At 57.9% G+C, this 17,091-nt stretch carries 14 protein-coding genes; 6 read left to right on the plus strand and 8 right to left on the minus strand.

Annotation, left to right across the window (positions count from 1 at the left end; genetic code table 11):
- Positions 1-16: 16 nt before the first annotated feature.
- Positions 17-607 (plus strand): signal peptidase I, encoded by a 591-nt coding sequence (gene lepB, locus M9920_16500; GenBank protein MCO5053878.1) that lies wholly within the window; start codon positions 17-19, stop codon positions 605-607.
- Between the two features lie 19 nt (positions 608-626).
- On the opposite strand, the gene M9920_16505 is transcribed toward lepB, so the two are convergent.
- The 6 genes from M9920_16505 to sppA form a co-directional block, all read right to left on the minus strand.
- Positions 627-1,382 carry a 2-phosphosulfolactate phosphatase gene (locus tag M9920_16505; GenBank protein ID MCO5053879.1) on the minus strand — a complete coding sequence of 252 codons (756 nt, stop codon included), beginning with the start codon at positions 1,380-1,382 and terminating at the stop codon, positions 627-629.
- 9 nt (positions 1,383-1,391) lie between these two features.
- Entirely contained in the window at positions 1,392-2,282 is an 891-nt protein-coding gene (locus tag M9920_16510; protein MCO5053880.1) for a hypothetical protein, read from the minus strand.
- An 8-nt stretch (positions 2,283-2,290) separates the two neighbouring features.
- Positions 2,291-2,827: an adenine phosphoribosyltransferase gene (locus M9920_16515; protein MCO5053881.1), complete on the minus strand. Its 537-nt coding sequence runs from the start codon at positions 2,825-2,827 to the stop codon at positions 2,291-2,293.
- 16 nt (positions 2,828-2,843) lie between these two features.
- Positions 2,844-3,644, minus strand: a complete 801-nt coding sequence (locus M9920_16520) for a sigma-70 family RNA polymerase sigma factor (protein ID MCO5053882.1) — start codon at positions 3,642-3,644, stop codon at positions 2,844-2,846.
- A gap of 366 nt (positions 3,645-4,010) precedes the next feature.
- Positions 4,011-4,640: a uracil phosphoribosyltransferase gene (upp, locus tag M9920_16525; GenBank protein MCO5053883.1), complete on the minus strand. Its 630-nt coding sequence runs from the start codon at positions 4,638-4,640 to the stop codon at positions 4,011-4,013.
- Position 4,641: 1 nt separating this feature from the next.
- Positions 4,642-5,661 (minus strand): signal peptide peptidase SppA, encoded by a 1,020-nt coding sequence (sppA, locus tag M9920_16530; protein MCO5053884.1) that lies wholly within the window; start codon positions 5,659-5,661, stop codon positions 4,642-4,644.
- A gap of 426 nt (positions 5,662-6,087) precedes the next feature.
- On the opposite strand from sppA, the gene M9920_16535 reads away from it, so the two are divergent.
- Together M9920_16535 and M9920_16540 are read left to right on the plus strand one after the other, a co-directional pair.
- A complete protein-coding gene (locus M9920_16535; protein MCO5053885.1) occupies positions 6,088-7,056 on the plus strand; it encodes a prepilin-type N-terminal cleavage/methylation domain-containing protein in 969 nt (322 codons plus the stop codon).
- A 146-nt stretch (positions 7,057-7,202) separates the two neighbouring features.
- Complete coding sequence (locus M9920_16540) at positions 7,203-10,022, plus strand: glycoside hydrolase family 78 protein (GenBank protein ID MCO5053886.1); 2,820 nt, start codon at positions 7,203-7,205, stop codon at positions 10,020-10,022.
- A 62-nt stretch (positions 10,023-10,084) separates the two neighbouring features.
- Here M9920_16540 and M9920_16545 read toward each other — a convergent pair whose 3' ends face one another.
- A complete protein-coding gene (locus M9920_16545; GenBank protein MCO5053887.1) occupies positions 10,085-11,491 on the minus strand; it encodes a neutral/alkaline non-lysosomal ceramidase N-terminal domain-containing protein in 1,407 nt (468 codons plus the stop codon).
- A gap of 73 nt (positions 11,492-11,564) precedes the next feature.
- Positions 11,565-14,348, minus strand: coding sequence for a hypothetical protein (locus tag M9920_16550; GenBank protein MCO5053888.1), 2,784 nt, complete (start codon positions 14,346-14,348; stop codon positions 11,565-11,567).
- Positions 14,349-14,523: 175 nt separating this feature from the next.
- On the opposite strand from M9920_16550, the gene M9920_16555 reads away from it, so the two are divergent.
- From M9920_16555 to M9920_16565, 3 genes are all read left to right on the plus strand, one after another.
- Positions 14,524-14,925 carry a hypothetical protein gene (locus tag M9920_16555; GenBank protein MCO5053889.1) on the plus strand — a complete coding sequence of 134 codons (402 nt, stop codon included), beginning with the start codon at positions 14,524-14,526 and terminating at the stop codon, positions 14,923-14,925.
- A gap of 93 nt (positions 14,926-15,018) precedes the next feature.
- Positions 15,019-16,320, plus strand: coding sequence for a TolC family protein (locus M9920_16560; protein ID MCO5053890.1), 1,302 nt, complete (start codon positions 15,019-15,021; stop codon positions 16,318-16,320).
- Positions 16,317-17,087 (plus strand): hypothetical protein, encoded by a 771-nt coding sequence (locus M9920_16565; GenBank protein MCO5053891.1) that lies wholly within the window; start codon positions 16,317-16,319, stop codon positions 17,085-17,087. Before M9920_16560 ends, M9920_16565 begins: the two co-directional genes overlap by 4 nt.
- The last annotated feature ends 4 nt before the right edge of the window (positions 17,088-17,091 follow it).

Consider the following 17,091-nt stretch of genomic DNA (forward strand, 5'->3'; position numbering starts at 1 on the left):
GAGCTAATCCCACGGCATGGAACTTGATCCGACATTGGATTTGAAGCTGGCAGACTCGGCGACAACGCCAGTTGCTCCGTCGCCGACACCGGTGTCGGCGCCCCGGACGTGGTGGCGTCCCCTGCTCCGCCATCTGTTCACCGGCGTACTGATTCTGGGCTTGAGCTACGGCACCTTCCAATTCGTCACCCATTATCTATTGCAGGTGATCGAAGTGGTTGGGGTCAGCATGACGCCCACCCTGCAAAGTTCTCATCGCTACATGATGAACCGCTGGATCTTTCACTTCCGCGATCCGCGCCCCACCGACATCGTTGTGCTGCGGGATCCGTCAGACAATGGCTACGCGGTAAAACGGATTGTCGCTCAACAAGGGGATACGGTCTATGTGGCGGACGGACACCTATTCGTGAACGGCAAATTGCTGGACGAGCCTTATCTACCGGAAAAGACCCCGACGTATCCCGGACCACAGGTGCGGGAGCAAATGTGGATCTGCGGTATCAATCAGTACTTCGTGCTTGGCGACAACCGCAACAACAGCGCCGACAGCCGGATCTATGGCGCGGTGCCGCGCGAAAACATCCTCGGACTGGTCACGCCTTGAAGCGGTTGCACAGCGCGACTCAATGCGCCAGCGTGATTCGACCGTCGGCCTGCATCTGAGCGACAACGTCGAAGACGTCTCGTTGAAGGCAAAATTCCACGTCCGCACGCAAGTCCGGCTGTCCAAGCAAACGCGATCCATTTTGCGAATGGGCGACCACCTCCAATAATTGATCCGCCGCTTGTCGGTAGGCCGACTCGACCAACTGCGCGGCATCGCTCCACCCGTTGCGCTTCAGCGTCGGCTCGAGTCGTTTCAGCAACGCGCCGGCGCCCAGAACATCCTCCAGCGCGCAGTTCGCTCCGGTCCCCGCGCAAACCAAAAGCAACCGCTGCGGTTTCACCCGCTCCAGCCAGCGCGCGGTGGCGCGCAAGTTGAGCAACCCGGCCGCCAGTATGGATTCCGCACCGACGCAAGCGCGCAACGCCCGGGTGCCGTTCGTCGTCGTGGTCACAATGTCTTTGCCCGCAACCACCGACGCCGGATATTCCCGGGGGGAATTGCCGAGGTCAAAATCCACCCCACCGCTGACTGCGGAAGTAATCCGCAATCCGTTGCGTTCTCCAGCCAGCAACACCTCCGGATGCTGCTCGCGCCATTGCCGGGCTTCGGCTATTTCCAAAACTGGAATGAAACTGCGCGCGCCATGTGCCAGACCAGTCACCATCACACTGGTCGCCCGGAATACATCGAAAACAACACAAACGCTGCCGTCAAATCGGCCCGGCGTCGGATGCTCGTATTCCGACGGACTGAGTAAAACATCCACCTTCATTGGTTTCCTTTAAGTTTTAGCAATCAAACGACCTTCGACTCTTCCCTTCATCATGCGAACGTGATGAAACAGGTATTGCTGACAATAGCCGGCGTTTCGCCCGAAGTGTCTTTGGATAAATTGTTGCAACCGCGCGTCGCTGACTTGGCGATTCCGGAAATAGTATTTCAACAAAACCCAGCGCACCCAAACATCCACGGGAAACGCTTCCGGAAAATCGTAGGCGAACAACAATACGCAATCCGCGATTTTGCGTCCGACCCCATCCAGCCGCAGTAATTGCGCTCGCGCCTCCGCCAGGGACAAACGCTCCAGCCCGGCCAAATCCATCTTACCGACGGCCACTTGTCGCGCCGCCTGCAAGAGGTACGGCGCGCGAAACCCCATCTTGCAAGCCCGCAACTCCACCTCCGTCAACGCCGCAATTTGTTCGGCGGACGGAAAGGCAAATCGCCTTTCTTCAGCGTCGCCGGTCGCGACCGGCGTTCCATAACGCTCGCTCAGCAACCTGACGATCTGACGAATTTGAACGATCTGCTTGGTCGCCGATAGAATGAACGCCGCCAGACATTCCCAAGGCGATTGGCGCAGCAATCGCAAGCCGTGACAAGCACGCACGGCGTCGCGCAAATGCGCATCGGCAGCGGGAAAACTCGTCACAATCTCGGCCAGATTCACGTCCGTTTGCAGAAAGTAGGTCAACCAGGACCAGTTGCGTTGCGACGTCGCGGTTCGAGCGACTATGGCGCCATCGGCAACCCGTAATTCAACCCAGCGTCCGTGGATCACGCCAGTCCAAGCGCCATCATTTTGTTCCCAGTTGAAGACTTGTCCCGAAGTCAACGTGGCGGACAGGTCGTAATCCGTCACCGGCACCGAGATGGTCGTTCCCGGTTGCATGAAACGGTTCAGTAGGTCACCAGCGAATGAATCGGCAGCCCCGGCAGCTTGTGGCGTCCATGCAAAAATTCGAGTTCGATAACGAACGCGGCTTCAAGGATTTTTCCTCCCAGCTTTCCAACGAGGGTCGCCGCCGCCGCTGCCGTGCCGCCCGTGGCCAACAAGTCATCCACCAGCAACACGCGACTGCCGGATTGCAACGCATCGGTATGAATGGCCACGGTGGCTTGACCGTATTCCAACGCGTAATCCTGCTCGATGGTTTGAAACGGTAATTTTCCTTTTTTACGCACGGGAACGAAGCCCGCCCGCAGTCGCATCGCCGCCGCCGCGGCAAAAATGAAGCCGCGCGCGTCAATGCCCACCACGGCATCCACCTCGCCGGGGCGGAAATGCGACGTCAGCAATTCCACGGTGCCGGCAAAGAGGCGCGGATCGGCCAGCACCGGCGTAATATCTTTGAATTGCACTCCCGCACTGGGAAAATCCGGCACGTTGCGGATGGCTTGCGCAATTTCGCGCGACGTAAGTTGAGCAGCACTCATATCACCACTGGCGGATTCAGCGTTGGGTGCGCTCGAATTTTTCGATCATGCGGCGCAAGCGGCGCAGGGCGATGTTTTGAATCTGCCGGATGCGCTCCCGCGTCACGCCAAATTTCTCCCCGACCTGCTCCAAGGTTTTTTCCGTGCCGCCATCCAGCCCAAAGCGGTAACGCAAAATCGTCGCTTCGCGCTCGTCGAGGTTCTTGACCATCTCTTCGAGCATGTCGGCCACCGTCTTGTCCTCCAACTTGACGTACGGGTCTTCCGCGTTTTCGTCCTGCACGACTTCGGAGAAGTGGTTGGAATCCTCGTCGCTGATGGGAGCGTCCAGTGAAGCCGGGCGAATGGAGGCCTGACGCATCGCCGCCACGCGCGCCGGCGTGGTCTGCAATTCCTCCGCCAATTCCTCGTCGGTCGGTTCGCGACCAAATTCCTCCTGCAGCTTCAAGGCCGTGCGCCGCATCCGCGAAATTTTATCCACCAAATGCACCGGCAAACGAATGGTCTTCGACTGATTGGCCAGCGCGCGTTTGATGGATTGCTTGATCCACCACGAGCCATACGTGGAAAGTTTGCCGCCCTTGGAGGGATCAAATCGCTCCACGGCCTTCATCAAACCGATGTTGCCCTCGCTGATCAAATCCAGCAGCGGCAATCCAATCCCCTCGTAATCGCGCGCGATTTTAACGACCAACCGCAGGTTGGCTTTGATCATGTGTTCGCGCGCGCGCTTGTCGCCTTTTTTTACCTTGGCCGCGAGGGCAATTTCCTCCGCCGGGGTCAGCAATTTGACCCGGCCGATTTCCCGCAAATACAATTTGACCGCGCTATCGCCATCGTAGCCGCCGCGCCCCTGGAATTCCGCCGGCGCCTCGGTCTCCGATTGTTTGTAGAAAGCCGTATCAATACGAATTTTTGCGGCCGCCTCCAGATCGCGCTTGAACTGCTCCACATCCACACCGCCGCTGACCTTGCGCAAAATTGCGGTGTCAAAGGCTTGTTCCAACTCACTGCGCTCCGACTTCCGCACGGTCTTTTGCGTCGAAGTCACCGCGCGGCGAGCCACGGATTTGGCACGCGGCGGCGATTTACGTTTCGGATTTTTTGTCTTCTTGGCTGACATCGAATGATTAATCTAAGTACCCCACCCAAGGGAACAAGCAAATTGCATGCAACGCGAAGCTCAAACGCCAAACAAACGGTCGCCCGCATCCCCCAGCCCCGGCAAAATGAAGCCGCGCTGATCCAACCGCGCGTCCACCGCGGCCGTGAAAATCTTCAGCCGGGGAAATTGCTTCCGCACCCGGCGAATGCCCTCGGGCGCGGCCACCAGATTCACAAGTCGCACCTGGGAAATGCGGGCGCGATGCTCCTGCAACAAGTGCAACGCCGCGCTTAAACTCCCGCCCGTCGCCAGCATTGGATCAATCAATAATACTTCGTACGCCCGCAGGTCCTCGGGCAGACTCTGGTGATAAAATTGGGCAGCGAGTGTATCTTCGTGACGCTTCAAGCCAATGAATCCGACGCGCGCTTGCGGAATCAGTTGGAGAATGGATTCCAACATGCCCAGACCGGCCCGCAAAATTGGCACCAGCACCACCTCGCGCTTTAACCGGCGTCCGGTGGTTTTGGTGAGCGGCGTTTGTACCGGAATAATTTCCGTGCCAAAGTCGCGGGTGGCTTCATAAATCATCAAGGCCGCCACCTCGCTCAACACCTGCCGAAACTCTTGCGGCTCGGTGCGCGCGTCCCGCAGGCGCGTCAGGTTATGCTGCACCAGCGGATGTCGGATGACCGTGACGCCGTTCACTTCAATGCAGGAATGTTGGGGCCAGAAAATACATGCAGCCTGGACGCAGTTGCGGCGCTTCCACACCCAGATCCACTTTGACCACCGTTGCGTCGCTCTTGCCCCAGATGCTGAACAAGTCGGCGAAATCCAAACGCAACCGATATTCCACCAGAGTCGGTTTCTTGGTGATCTCACCCAGGGTTCGGGCCCGGGCTACCGCCGTATCAAAGTCCCCCAACTCATCCACCAACCCGAGATCGTAAGCCTCTTTACCGGACAACACCCGCCCATCCGCGTAATCCTTCCAATCCTTCGCCAGCGGCCGTACCTCAGCGTTGTTCTTGGCGGCGCCATCGCGTCCTTCAGCCACCACCGTTTTGAATTGGCCGTAGGTTTCGTCAATCAACTTCTGCACCATGGCCCGCTCCTCGGCGGTAATCTCGGTGGTTTCACGATCACCACTCAACATGTCTTTGAACTTGCCGCTCTTGTACACTTCGGGACGCAGACCAATCTTGTCCATCAATCCGCGATAGTTATAGCCGTGCATGATCACGCCAATGCTGCCCGTGATGGTCAGTTTGTTGGCGACAATCCAACTGCACGGCGCGGAAACGTAATAACCGCCGGAAGCCGCCAGGCTTCCCATGGAAACCACCACCGGTTTGTAAGCCGTATTCTGAAATTTGGTCAGGCAGCGCGCAATGTCGTCCGAGGCCAGCACTTCGCCGCCGGGAGAATCCACGCGCAAAATGACCGCTTTCACCGTGTCGTCGGCCTCTGCGCGAGCCAACTGCGCCTTGATCAAATCCACCAAATTGAATCCACTTCGTCCGCCCAGGCTGCTGCTAATGATTCCTTCGATGGGAATTACAACGATCTTTTCCTTGCTCCCGCTCTCCTTGATCACCTCGTCCAGGCGCGGCCCACTGGAACGGCGTTGCGCGTTGCTCACGCCCGCCAGTTCATTCAGAAAACTACCGGCGTTGAACATCATGCTGATCACCAACAACGCGAGCAGCACCAGCGAGATCACCATCCATCCCCAACGCCGGGGTGGTCGCGCCGGTGGTGGGGGCGTGATTACCGGTGGAGGGACCTGGAAAGGTGGCGGAGTCCCGGCCCCGCTATTGGGAGGAAACGTGCTATCCATAATGACCGCACCCTAGCCAAACCTTTTCCGGGCGGCAAGCGGTATCCCGAGGAAATGGCGCCGCCATCACCAAACGCCACCGCCGCCCTCCTCATTCCGCCGTGCCGCACAAACATCCACCAACGAACATCAGTCCGCCTCGCGACAGATACGCGCATCGCAAACGTTTGAAAATCCCCCGACATTACCAGGCGGCTTGGTCCAAGAGTCTGCCGACACTTCAACCGCAACGAAAAGCTCGGAGTAATAGGAAGGAATTACCTTGCGCGAGCGGAACATCGTGACCAAGATTCAGCAACTCAAAAGCAGCTTATGCAAAATGACCTTACTAAAAACAGCGGCCTGCCGGATAACGAGCGGACGATAATTCGTTCCCTGCGCCCAATGGGCGGTGGGCGGGGCCAGGGCTTTACACTGATCGAGTTATTGGTGGTAATTGCCATCATCGCCATTCTCGCGGCGATGCTGCTCCCGGCGTTATCCAAGGCCAAAACCAAAGCACAAGGCATCAGTTGCCTGAACAACACGAAACAACTCACGCTGGCGTGGCTGTTGTATGCCGGCGATAGTAATGATCGCGTGGCCAACAATTACGGCGTAAACGAAACCGTTGCCGCCATTGAGAACAGCAAGCTGGATAATTGGGTGAACAACGTCATGACCTGGGGTGCGGGCAACTCAGTTGCGGACCGCAGCAACACCAATCTGCACTGGGTGGCTTCCGGCGTATTGGGCCGATACACAGCCGCCAGTGTCGGGGTATATAAATGCCCGGCCGACGTTTTTCTTTATGACACTCAGCGAGCCGCCGGTTGGAAACAACGTAATCGCAGCCTGTCAATGAATTCCGTCTTTGGGCGCTTCCAGAGTATCGACACACCAGCACAGCCTGACATTACGGCCAAGGGCAGAAATTGGGGCTTTCAGGATTACCGTCAGTACCTCAAAATCACCGAGGTGCCGCGCCCAGTGCGTACTTGGTTGTTCGTGGATGAACATCCCGACTCAATCAACGACGGATATTTCATTAACAACCCGGACGCCGCCAACTGGCAGGACATCCCGGCTTCATACCACAACGGCGCGTGCGGTTTCTCGTTCGCGGATGGACATTCGGAAATCAAAAAATGGCAAAGCCGCACCTCAAAATACCCGATTCGTTACAACTACCCGACTACAATGATGGCCTTTGACGCCGCCGGCCGTAATGACTTTTATTGGTATCGCCAACACACCGGTTACGTCCGCTTCGCCAACGGTCAGGCCATGTACGGGTATTAAAATCCAGCCAGATTGGTTATCCGGCTCCATCAGTTTTCACCATCAAGTTTTACCTGATCCGCAGGGCCGGCGCGGGGGTGTACAAAAGCAGTTCGGAGTGGTATTCGCACTTGCTGAACCGGCGAACGGATGTTTATCGTCCGCGCATGATGGAGTTCCCCAGGCAAACCGGGCTGGTTTCCCGCATCGCCATTTCAATCTTTCTAAGCGTCATCGCCTGGTCGCCAGTGACCCCGGCCGCGACGTTGCAGATCACCGACCCGCGCACCGAAGGCCAAGCCAATCCGCTGGGCATTGATCGCGCCGAACCGCGCTTGAGTTGGAAGCTGACCTCGTCGCAGCGCGCTCAAACGCAAACGGCTTATCAGGTGCGGGTCGCCACGGAGGCGACCAAGCTCACCCGAGGCGAAGCGGATTACTGGGACAGTGGCCGGGTCACTTCCAGCGAATCGGTGAATGTGATTTACAACGGGCCGGGGTTGCGATCGGGGCAGCGAGTCTGGTGGGCAGTACGAGTTTGGGACCGGGACGGCGAAGCCTCGGCGTGGAGTCAACCGGCTTATTGGGAAATGGGACTGCTGGCGCCAACCGACTGGCAAGCCACCTGGATTACGCGCGACCGGAAGCCGCGCACGAATGAAGCCGAGTTTTTTCAGGATGACCCCGCCCCGCTCTTCCGCAAGGAGTTTCACTGTGAGCCGAAGGTGCGTCGCGCCCGTCTGCATGTGAGCGGACTGGGTTATTACGAACTGACCCTGAACGGTCAGCGCGTGGGCGATCACGTTTTGGATCCGGGTTGGACGAGCTATTCGCAACGGGTGCTTTACTCGACTTACGATGTCACCCAGCAACTCCGACGCGGCGACAATGCGCTGGGAATCATGCTGGGCAACGGCTGGTTCAACCCCGCGCCCTTGCGGTTTTGGGGCAAGATCAATCTGCGCGAGCATCTCACCATTGGCGAACCGCGCTTCATTCTGCAACTGGAAGTGGAGTTCGCGGATGGACGCACGCAAACCATTGTTTCGGATGAAAGCTGGCGGGTGGCGGATGGTCCGGTGCGGCGCCACAACATTTATCTGGGCGAAGTTTATGACGCACGCCAGGAGCAGCCCGGTTGGGATCAACCGGGTTTTGACGCGAGCCATTGGCAAACCGCCGTACGCGCCGGCGCACCGCATCTGGGAGTGTTGCGCGCCCAAAGCGCGCCGCCGATTCGCATCACCCGCACGTTGCCTCCCGTTCGTCTCACGGAACCCCAACCCGGGGTGTTCATCTTCGATCTGGGACAAAACTTCGCCGGTTGGGCGCGACTGCACGTTAGCGGCCCGGCGGGAACGCGCGTGCGACTGCGCTACGGCGAACTGCTTTATCCGGATGGCGCGCTTAACGGCATGACGGCGGTTTGCGGCCAAATCAAGGGCGGCGGCAAGGACTATCGTTACGATGGCAACGGAGCGCCCAAGACGGCTTTTCAGCAGGACGAATACATTTTACGCGGCGGCAGCAGAGAAACCTTCACGCCACGATTCACCTACCACGGCTTTCGTTACGTTGAGGTTACCGGTTATCCCGGGCGACCGGAGTTAAATGCGCTCGAAGGGTTGCGCCTAAACGCGGATGTGGCGTCCGCCGGCACGTTTGCCTGTTCCAACGAACAATTCAATCGCATCCAGAAAATGGTGTTGTGGACTGAGTTGAGCAATCTGTTCAGCGTGCAGTCCGATTGTCCGCATCGCGAAAAATTTGGGTACGGCGGGGACATTGTGGCGTCGAGCGAAATGGCGCTGCTGAATTTCGACATGCGCAACTTCTACGTGAAAGCGGTGGAGGATTTAGCCGACGCCGTGCGGTCGAACGGCGGGTTCACCGAAACCGCGCCGTTCGTCGGGATCAGTGATGAAGGATTGGGTGACCAATCCGGACCGGTCGGATGGGGCACGGCGCAGCCGCTGCTGTTGGCGCAACTCTACCAGTATTACGGCGACCGCCGTCTGCTTGAAGAACAGTATGGCGCCGCGCGACGTTGGCTGAATCTGCTGCGCTCGCAGGCACGCGACGGCATCCTCGACAACGGAATCAGCGATCACGAAAGCCTGGTGACCAAACCGCGCGCGCTCACCGGTACCGCCTTTTACTATTTCAACGCCAAATTGTTGGCGCAGCTTGCGCAGACTCTCGGTCGCGCCACCGAAGCGACAGAGGCCGAGCGGTTGGCGGAACAAATTAAAACCGCGTTCAACCACAAGTTCCTCAAACTCCACACCGGGCAGTATGATGCCGGCACCCAAGCCGCCCAGGCTTTCGCGCTCTACTTTGGATTAGTCCCCGCCACGGAACAGGCGGCCGCTCTGAACACGCTGGTGCGCGATATCGAACAGACTCACCAAGGCCACTTGAGCACCGGAATTTTCGGCACGAAATACATGTTGCACACGCTCGCGGATCACGGACGACCAGAGGTGGCCTATCGGATGGTGGATCAACGGACCTTCCCCGGTTGGGGCTTCATGCTGGAAAACGGCGCGACCACCCTTTGGGAACACTGGGAATTCAGCGACAACACTTACTCGCACAACCATCCGATGTTCGGTTCGGTCAGTGAATGGTTTTACAAGGTGCTGGCAGGAATTCAACCGGCTCCCGATGCGGTGGGTTTCGACAAAATCATCATCAAGCCCCAACCGGTGGGCGACCTGCAATGGGCCAAAGCCAGCTATGATTCGGTTCGGGGCCGCATCGTCAGCAACTGGCGCAAGCGCGGCGGTGAATTTGACTTACGCGTGTCCGTGCCCATCGGCGCGCGTGCCACCGTGTTTGTGCCAACTCGCGACGCCGACCGCCTGCGAGAAGGAGGCCACGCACTTCCAAAGGTAACGGGAGTTCAATTGATCCGCGCGACGGGCGACATCGCCGAACTGGCAGTGGAATCCGGCGATTATCACTTCACGGCGCCGGCAAATTAAACTTGAGCCGCACGGTCGAGGCGATCAGCAAACGAAAACGACCGTTACAATGACCCAAACAATTATTGGGTTATCATCGCCGCGGCCATGGCGCGGATTAATTCGTCGAAATAATCCGGGACGTTGGGTCCGAAGAACGACATCAATCGCGGCTCGTAGCCGTTCAAATGATAATACCGCGCGGGCACCACGTAGCCCACGTAATCGCCGTTGAAACTGGTGATGACGCCGGAGTAACCGCGAGCGCGCAGGTAATCCTTGACGCCAAGGGTAAGTTCAGCGCTGTAATCGCAAGGAGTAGAAATCCAAACCGTGTCGTTGATTCTGAACACCTGTAGAAAACTGCTGGGCCGGACTGGTAATAGCTCGCGGGCGAGCCAGGGGCGCAGGCGGAGTCCATCGCTGACGCGCACGTTGAGCGGTGGCAACGCCACTTCCAAACCCAAGAGGTTGAAGACCACGCGGTTCGTCAGCGAAACCTCGGTCAACTGCGCCAGGGTTCGTTGCGCGAGCGCCCGCCCCATTTGCTCGGCGCGGTCAAAACCGTTGGTCCCTGGCGCCACGGGCGATTGGCTCCCAACTCCGCCCGCCAGAAAGATGGCGGCAGTACTGGGGGCCGTTTCAACCGCTCGTTGCCAGGAACCCGGATAGTCAGCGCTGAACACCATGGAACTCCCGGAAAGCACCGTCGCGTGCGCGCTGTAACTCCCCAACACGATGCGACGACCGTTGCTCTGCTGGAACAGCAACCAGCTAAATTCCGGATCCACCTGCCCCAGCGGGCCGACCAGTCGGTTGCGAATCAATTCCGGCGCCTCGAAATGGCCGTAGCCAAAAGTGGCCGGTTGCAGATCGGCGATGGCTTCGCGCACGGCGGTCACGATCCGATCCGCAAACCAAATGCGTGAACCCGGTTGGAATCCGCCGGCAAACGCTTCCGCCACCAGACCTTCACCCCAGCCACCCAGACTCGAGTGCGAGTGGCTCGCGCTGAGGTAAACTTGTTCGCGCCGCAAGCCGGCCTCCTGCTCAAGCCGTTGCATGGCTAAATCGGTTACCTCGATAGGAACAATCAGGGCGTCGGTTCCGACCATCACTCCCAGGCGCCCCCCCACGCGCAGCGCGGCAGCCTTGACGTAAAGATCATCATGCACCCCGGTGGCGGCCTCACCTCGGCGGCTGCCGTAACCCGCCAGCGGCAGCGAGCGAAACTGTCCTTGTTCCGGAAGATCCTGAGCGGCATTGATTGTCGGCGTCAGGCGCGCGCGCCCGAAGCCAGCAAACAGTTCCCCTTGGATCGCGGCATTGGTAGCTACGCGGGTTTGCAGGCACTCGACTGTATTTTGATGGTAGCTCGTGCGGAAGTAAGGTTGATAATCCACGGTATCCAAGCTAACCAGCAGGACAATGGCGATAAGTCCGCCAATACCGATTCCGCAACTAAAGCCGATTTTGAAAAGCTTCTTCACAACACGGGCACGTTAAAAAAGCGCCGCCTGACTCCGAAAAGTCAGGCGGCGATGCAAATTACCGTTTGATCACTCAGGGATAAACCAGACGGAAGAACTGCGAACCCGTCGCCGGAATCGTGTACTCGTACACGCCGCCCGCCGAGCTGATTCCCGTATTGATCTCGGTCCAGACCGGCGCGCTGAGACTCGGGCTGCTCTCCAAGCGATACGGAATGAACGGCCACGAAAGCGTGATCGAATCACCGGACTGAGTCAGATCAATCCGCGGTTCGGCCGTGGTGACCAGGAAGTTGTCGAAGGTCGCATCGCCGGGCACAGGGTTGGCGCCGTCATTACCCGCAACGATCAAGCCTACCAATCCACTGGGATAATGATTGGCCGGATCATTTGCGTGAATGGTCTTCACGGGGGTGTTCAAATCAGGGAATTCATAAACTTTCCCCTCAAAGTCCGCCCCCTTGCCGATGAAGACCAACCGGTACTGTTTACCGCGTTCCAAGTGGAACTCACTGGAGTCCGTTTCGAGCTGCCCCATCGGATTTTCCCCTTCGAGCCAGGAAATGTCCAAATCTCCATTATCCTCGCCCGGCAAGATTCCACCGCCTGGCTCCCAACTAAACAGGTACCCGTTCATGGTGCCCAGCCCCGGAGTGCTGATACGCGCCGCAATTCCAAATGCCTGGCGCACGGTATCGTCGAAGTCCAGCAAATCCACCGAGGCGTAGAAGTCCGAATACTCAACGCCGGAAAGGAAACTGCCCGCACGCGAGGGGCCGTAGTAATCGAATGGCTGCGCCGGAGTGATGAGGTGATACACGCCTCCAGTCGTAATGAAACTGGAAGCCAGGAACGGGTCGCCAGCGGTCTCAAAGATTGGGTCGTAGTGCAACCAGGCCGGATTGGTATCATTGCCATCGTTGAAGTTGTCAAATACCGTGGGCGGCATGGATGGATAAACTACGGTCGGGCCATCGCTCGTTGGAACGAGCAGGAGGTAGTCCAGATTAACGACCCGCTGATCCTTGATGGGAGTCCCCCCCATGGTCAACCGCAGGGTCTTCAGCCCCGAAAGGCTGACTACTGCCGGCGTGTTTCCAACCATTAACGGCACGTACTTGTAGTTGAGCCGCATCATGTTATTCCCAACGTTGAATGCGCCATGTCGCACGGTGGATTGTCCGCCATGCGTCGGGTCGCTGGTGACTTGATCCAGGTAAACCGTGGTCGCGCCAAAACTACTGCACCGCAAATAGACGTGGTAATTCGTAGGCGTAAAGCTGCGGGTGTAATTCATCCAATCGCCCGGTGACGTTAGCTTCACCTGGTATTCCCAAACGCGGGCCGCAGTGTATTTCGCCCGCTGCGTGCTATGGATCCGATGCGGAGGAGTATTAGTGTAAAAATCTTGAACGTCTCCCGCCTCGTCTCGACTGGCGGTGGTGGTTGATCCCTGCGTGATCATTACCTTGTCTTGTGGGCGATATTCAGCAAAGACCGTGTTCATGAACCCGGCGGTCTTTACGTAATCAATTCCCTCGATTCCTTGAAAGTTGAAGTAGCCCTTGTCGTTTCCGCCATACGCCGAATTGCCTCCGACCGCGACTTCGTCATAGTCAATCCCGGAGACGTCAATGGGGTCCAATTGATATTGTCCACCAGAAACCAAATCCGTTGAGTAATTGTAATCCTCCGCTTCAATGGTTTTTTGAGAAGCCACGTACGCATCCGAGAAGGTATCAAACCAGAAGGTATTGGTGGATTTGAGATTGCCGGTTGTATCCGTCAATTCGATGCGCGCTTCGTAGAGGGTATTTGCCTCCAGGGTGTCGGGTGCGGTGCTGAAACTAACCGTACTGCCATTGGCGGGCAGCGGTGACAGGGACGCTGAAGCGTCCATCCCGTTCAGATACAATTTTGTGGCACTGGCGTTAATTTCGCCTGCCGTAAAGGTCTTGGCGGTAAAACTGATTCCCGCCGCCGGATCGTGAAAATTCGCCCACCGATCTTCGGGCACCCGTTCCGTTACCACTGGAACCCCCGGTACGGGGTGAGCAATGGCCGGAGCGGAAGCCGCGTTAGGATCACTGGTCGTCGCCAACAGGTTATCAATCGTGACATCCGTTACGCCGATGCTGCCGTCACGACTGAACGACAAGAACCCAGACAACCCACTGGAATAGGTCTGATCCAGATCTTGGAAGTAAATTGTGACCAAAGGTTTGGTCAAGTCGGCCAAGTCGTAAGCTTCGCCCTTCATCAAATTATCCGTCCCCTGAAAAATAAGCCGATAGGAATGTCCATGCACAAACGTAAGCTCGGCGGCCGCGGCAGTGGCCGTGGCAAAGCCCGGATAAACAGCATTGATTTGCAATTGCCCGCCCTGGCGATCACCAGCTTTATCACCATCTTGCAGCACGTCGAAGTTAAGGATGTAACCCGTGGCTTCCGCCAACCCGGCAGCACCCGCGGGGGTCCATCGTCCAAATAACACCAGCGCTTGGTCCAAGTCCGCCCAATCAACGATATCTACGGCCACGTAGAAGTCGGTGATGACGTTCGGCTGAGCAATCAAGAGCGCCGCCGGAGCTTGACCGGGAACGGGTTGTGCCTGGATGCGCATTCCTTTTCCATATCCCGTATCCGGAAAAGAAACCGGCTGCGAAAGGAACTGTGCGGTCTGCCACGGTGAATTTAATGCGCCGGAATCGAAGTTCTCCGACTGAGCTTGCAAATCGGCCTGCCAGCCGAACACGGTGAGCGACAGCAAGGCTACCGTCGTGCTTCGTAGTTTGGAACACAATGACCTCCGGACGGGCGGAAGTTGACTCAAGTAGGTCTTACAAGTTTTTTTCATACAGTTTAACTCAGATTCTGGGTTGACTCTGGCGCGAGACTAAGTGACATCCCCATATCGGTCAATAGGAATTATTAAAAAATATCAAGGATTATTAAGATTTCATCAGATGTCGGTGGCGTTGAAAACTTTAATTGAACTTTCTGCGGAGAACAGGCATCTATGCGTGGTGCGGATGTTCAAAACAGTCTTGGCGCTGGCGCTGGCAACGATCTGGTTGCCCATGACTTCGCATTGCCTGCTGTTTGAAACCGTCATGCAATCCGATTTCTTCGCATGCCCGGGCGCCGCAATCGCAGATGCCGCCGAGCCGGACCGATCCCCGGCGTCCGATTGCGATCAAGATTCGTGTCAGGTGGTGGAAAACGCCCAATACAAGTCTTCCAGCGTGCCGGTAACCATTCCACCTCTGAACTCACAACTGCTGTTTGAAGTGCCCGTTCCGGTTTCCACCCCTGCAAACGTGGTTCAAACCGGCTCTAATTCCGCCGCTGAGAATCTCGCAGGGCTGCCGGCCGCGTGGCAATTTGCCGTACGCGCGGCCCCGGCTCCGCGAGCTCCCTCCTGCATCATCTAATCATCCCGACGGGATGATCTCTCAGGTCGTTACGGCCCGGTGTGGCCGCGACGAGGTTTCGTTGGCTGGATCCTTGGTCTTGGTTTTTGAATTATGAATTTTTTACAAACAGGTCGGTTTTATGTGGTTGGAGCGATGCTTGGTTTTACGACGCTTCTGGCGAATGCTCAGGAAACGCCGTCGCCAGCGCGCTCCCTCGATGCGTTGGTTGCTGAAGCGCTGGAGAATAATCCGGAATTGAAATTCTACGAGGCGGAAATCGCCGCGGCGCAAGCCGGACGACGCACCGCCGGACAACTGGGCAATCCGGAAATCAGCGGCGAGGTCGGCCACAAGCGTATGACCGACACGGGGTTTGCCGGAGAAGGCGTGGCGTGGTCCGTGTCCGTAGTGCAGCCCTTCGAGTGGCCCGGGCGGCTCAGTTTGCGCAAAGCGATCGCCAATCAAGATCTCCAGTTGGCCGAACTGGGACAACAGCGTTTCCGCGCCGCGCTCGTGGGCCGTATCCGCACGCTGGGTTACGGATTGTTCGCGGCGCAGGAAAAATCGGTGGCGGCGGCGGAAGTGGCGTCGCGATTCAAGGCGTTGCGGGAGGTGCTGCTGCAGCGTGATCCGAGCGGCTTAACGCCTTTACTCGAAACCCGGATTATTGAAGCGACGGAATTGAACGCGGAACGTAAAGCGACCGAGACGACGTTGCGGCGCGAAGCGGCCTTGTTGGAATTAAACCAACTACGCGGCGCGGCGCCAAACGCGCCACTGACGGTGACGGCCGTACCGTTGAATTTCAGCGCGGCGGAAAATGTCGCCGAACTGCTAGCCCGGGCGCACACGAACAATTTTGAGTTGCGGGCGCGGGAGCTTGAACTGGCGCAGCAAGGTTGGCGCGAAGACCTGGCGAAAAATGAGCGTTATCCGACGCTGCGGATCGGGCCGGCTTATTCCGAGGAAAACGCCGGGAACGAGAAGGAGCGCGTCTTGAGCGTGGGTGTTTCGTTGCCGTTGCCCTTGTGGAATCGCAACCAGGGAGAGATCGGCGTGGCGCGCGCGCGCCGGTTGCAGGCGGAAACCGCGCTGGAAGTGGCCGAGCGCGACTTGCAGCGCCAGGTGATCGCGGCGGCCCGCGTGTACGAAACGAAAGTGCGCGAGATGGAGAAGTGGCGACCGGATTCGGTGCAACACTTCAAGGCGGCCGCCGAACTGGCGGACCGACATTATCGCCTCGGCGCCGTGCCCATTTCCACTTACGTCGAGTTGCAGAAGCAATATCTCGAAGCGGTGGAAAGTCTATTGGATACCAAACTCGAAGCATTGGAAGCCGCCGCACAATTGGAATTACTCACCGGGTTGCCGACGCCGCTGGTGCAGGCGCAAACTGCCGAGGGAACAAAATGAGAGGCGTCTGGCTCATTCCCCTGCTCGCAACCTGGTGTCTGATGAGCGGTTGCGAGCGTTCCACGGATCACCCTGATGAACACGTCGGCGCCGAAGATCACGCGCACGACGAAGCCTCGCCTTCCGGGGCTACTTTTGAAGCGGGGCGCGGTCTGATTCTGACCGATGAAACGCGCGAGATTCTTCAAGTTACAACCGCCTTGGTGACGGAACAGGAGTTGCCCGTGCAGACGCGTTTTAATCTGCAGGTATTTGATGAAAAGCACCACCATCCCATTCAGGAAACCGATCACACCGGCTGCGATGTTCACGGCGCGGGTTTTCTGTCACCAAACCAGGCCGCCACCATTCATCCCGGCGAAACGGTGGAAATTAAGACGCGAAATCAAACCTCGCTGATCGGAGTGGTGCTGCGCATCGAACCGGCGCAAACCCTCGGCGAAGCGGAAGTCATCGTCGGTCTCACCAACGCGGCCAACCAAATCCAGCCGGGTGAATTCTTGTCCGCGGCCATCACGCAATCGCGAAACCAGCCGGTGTTGGTCATTCCGCAAACGGCGCGGCTGCGCACTTCCGAAGGCGCGTTTGTTTATCGCGTCACCAACGGCGCGTACGCTCGAACGCCGGTCAGGATCGGGGCGGCGGCCAACGATCAACTGGAAGTCACCGAGGGGTTGCGGGCCGGAGACGTGGTCGTCACGCATCCGGTCGAAGCGCTTTATTTGATTGAACTGCGGATCACCAAAGGCGGGGGTCACGCTCACTAATTAT

Source organism: Verrucomicrobiia bacterium (assembly GCA_023953615.1).
In the GTDB taxonomy this organism is placed as follows: domain Bacteria; phylum Verrucomicrobiota; class Verrucomicrobiia; order Limisphaerales; family JADLHS01; genus JADLHS01.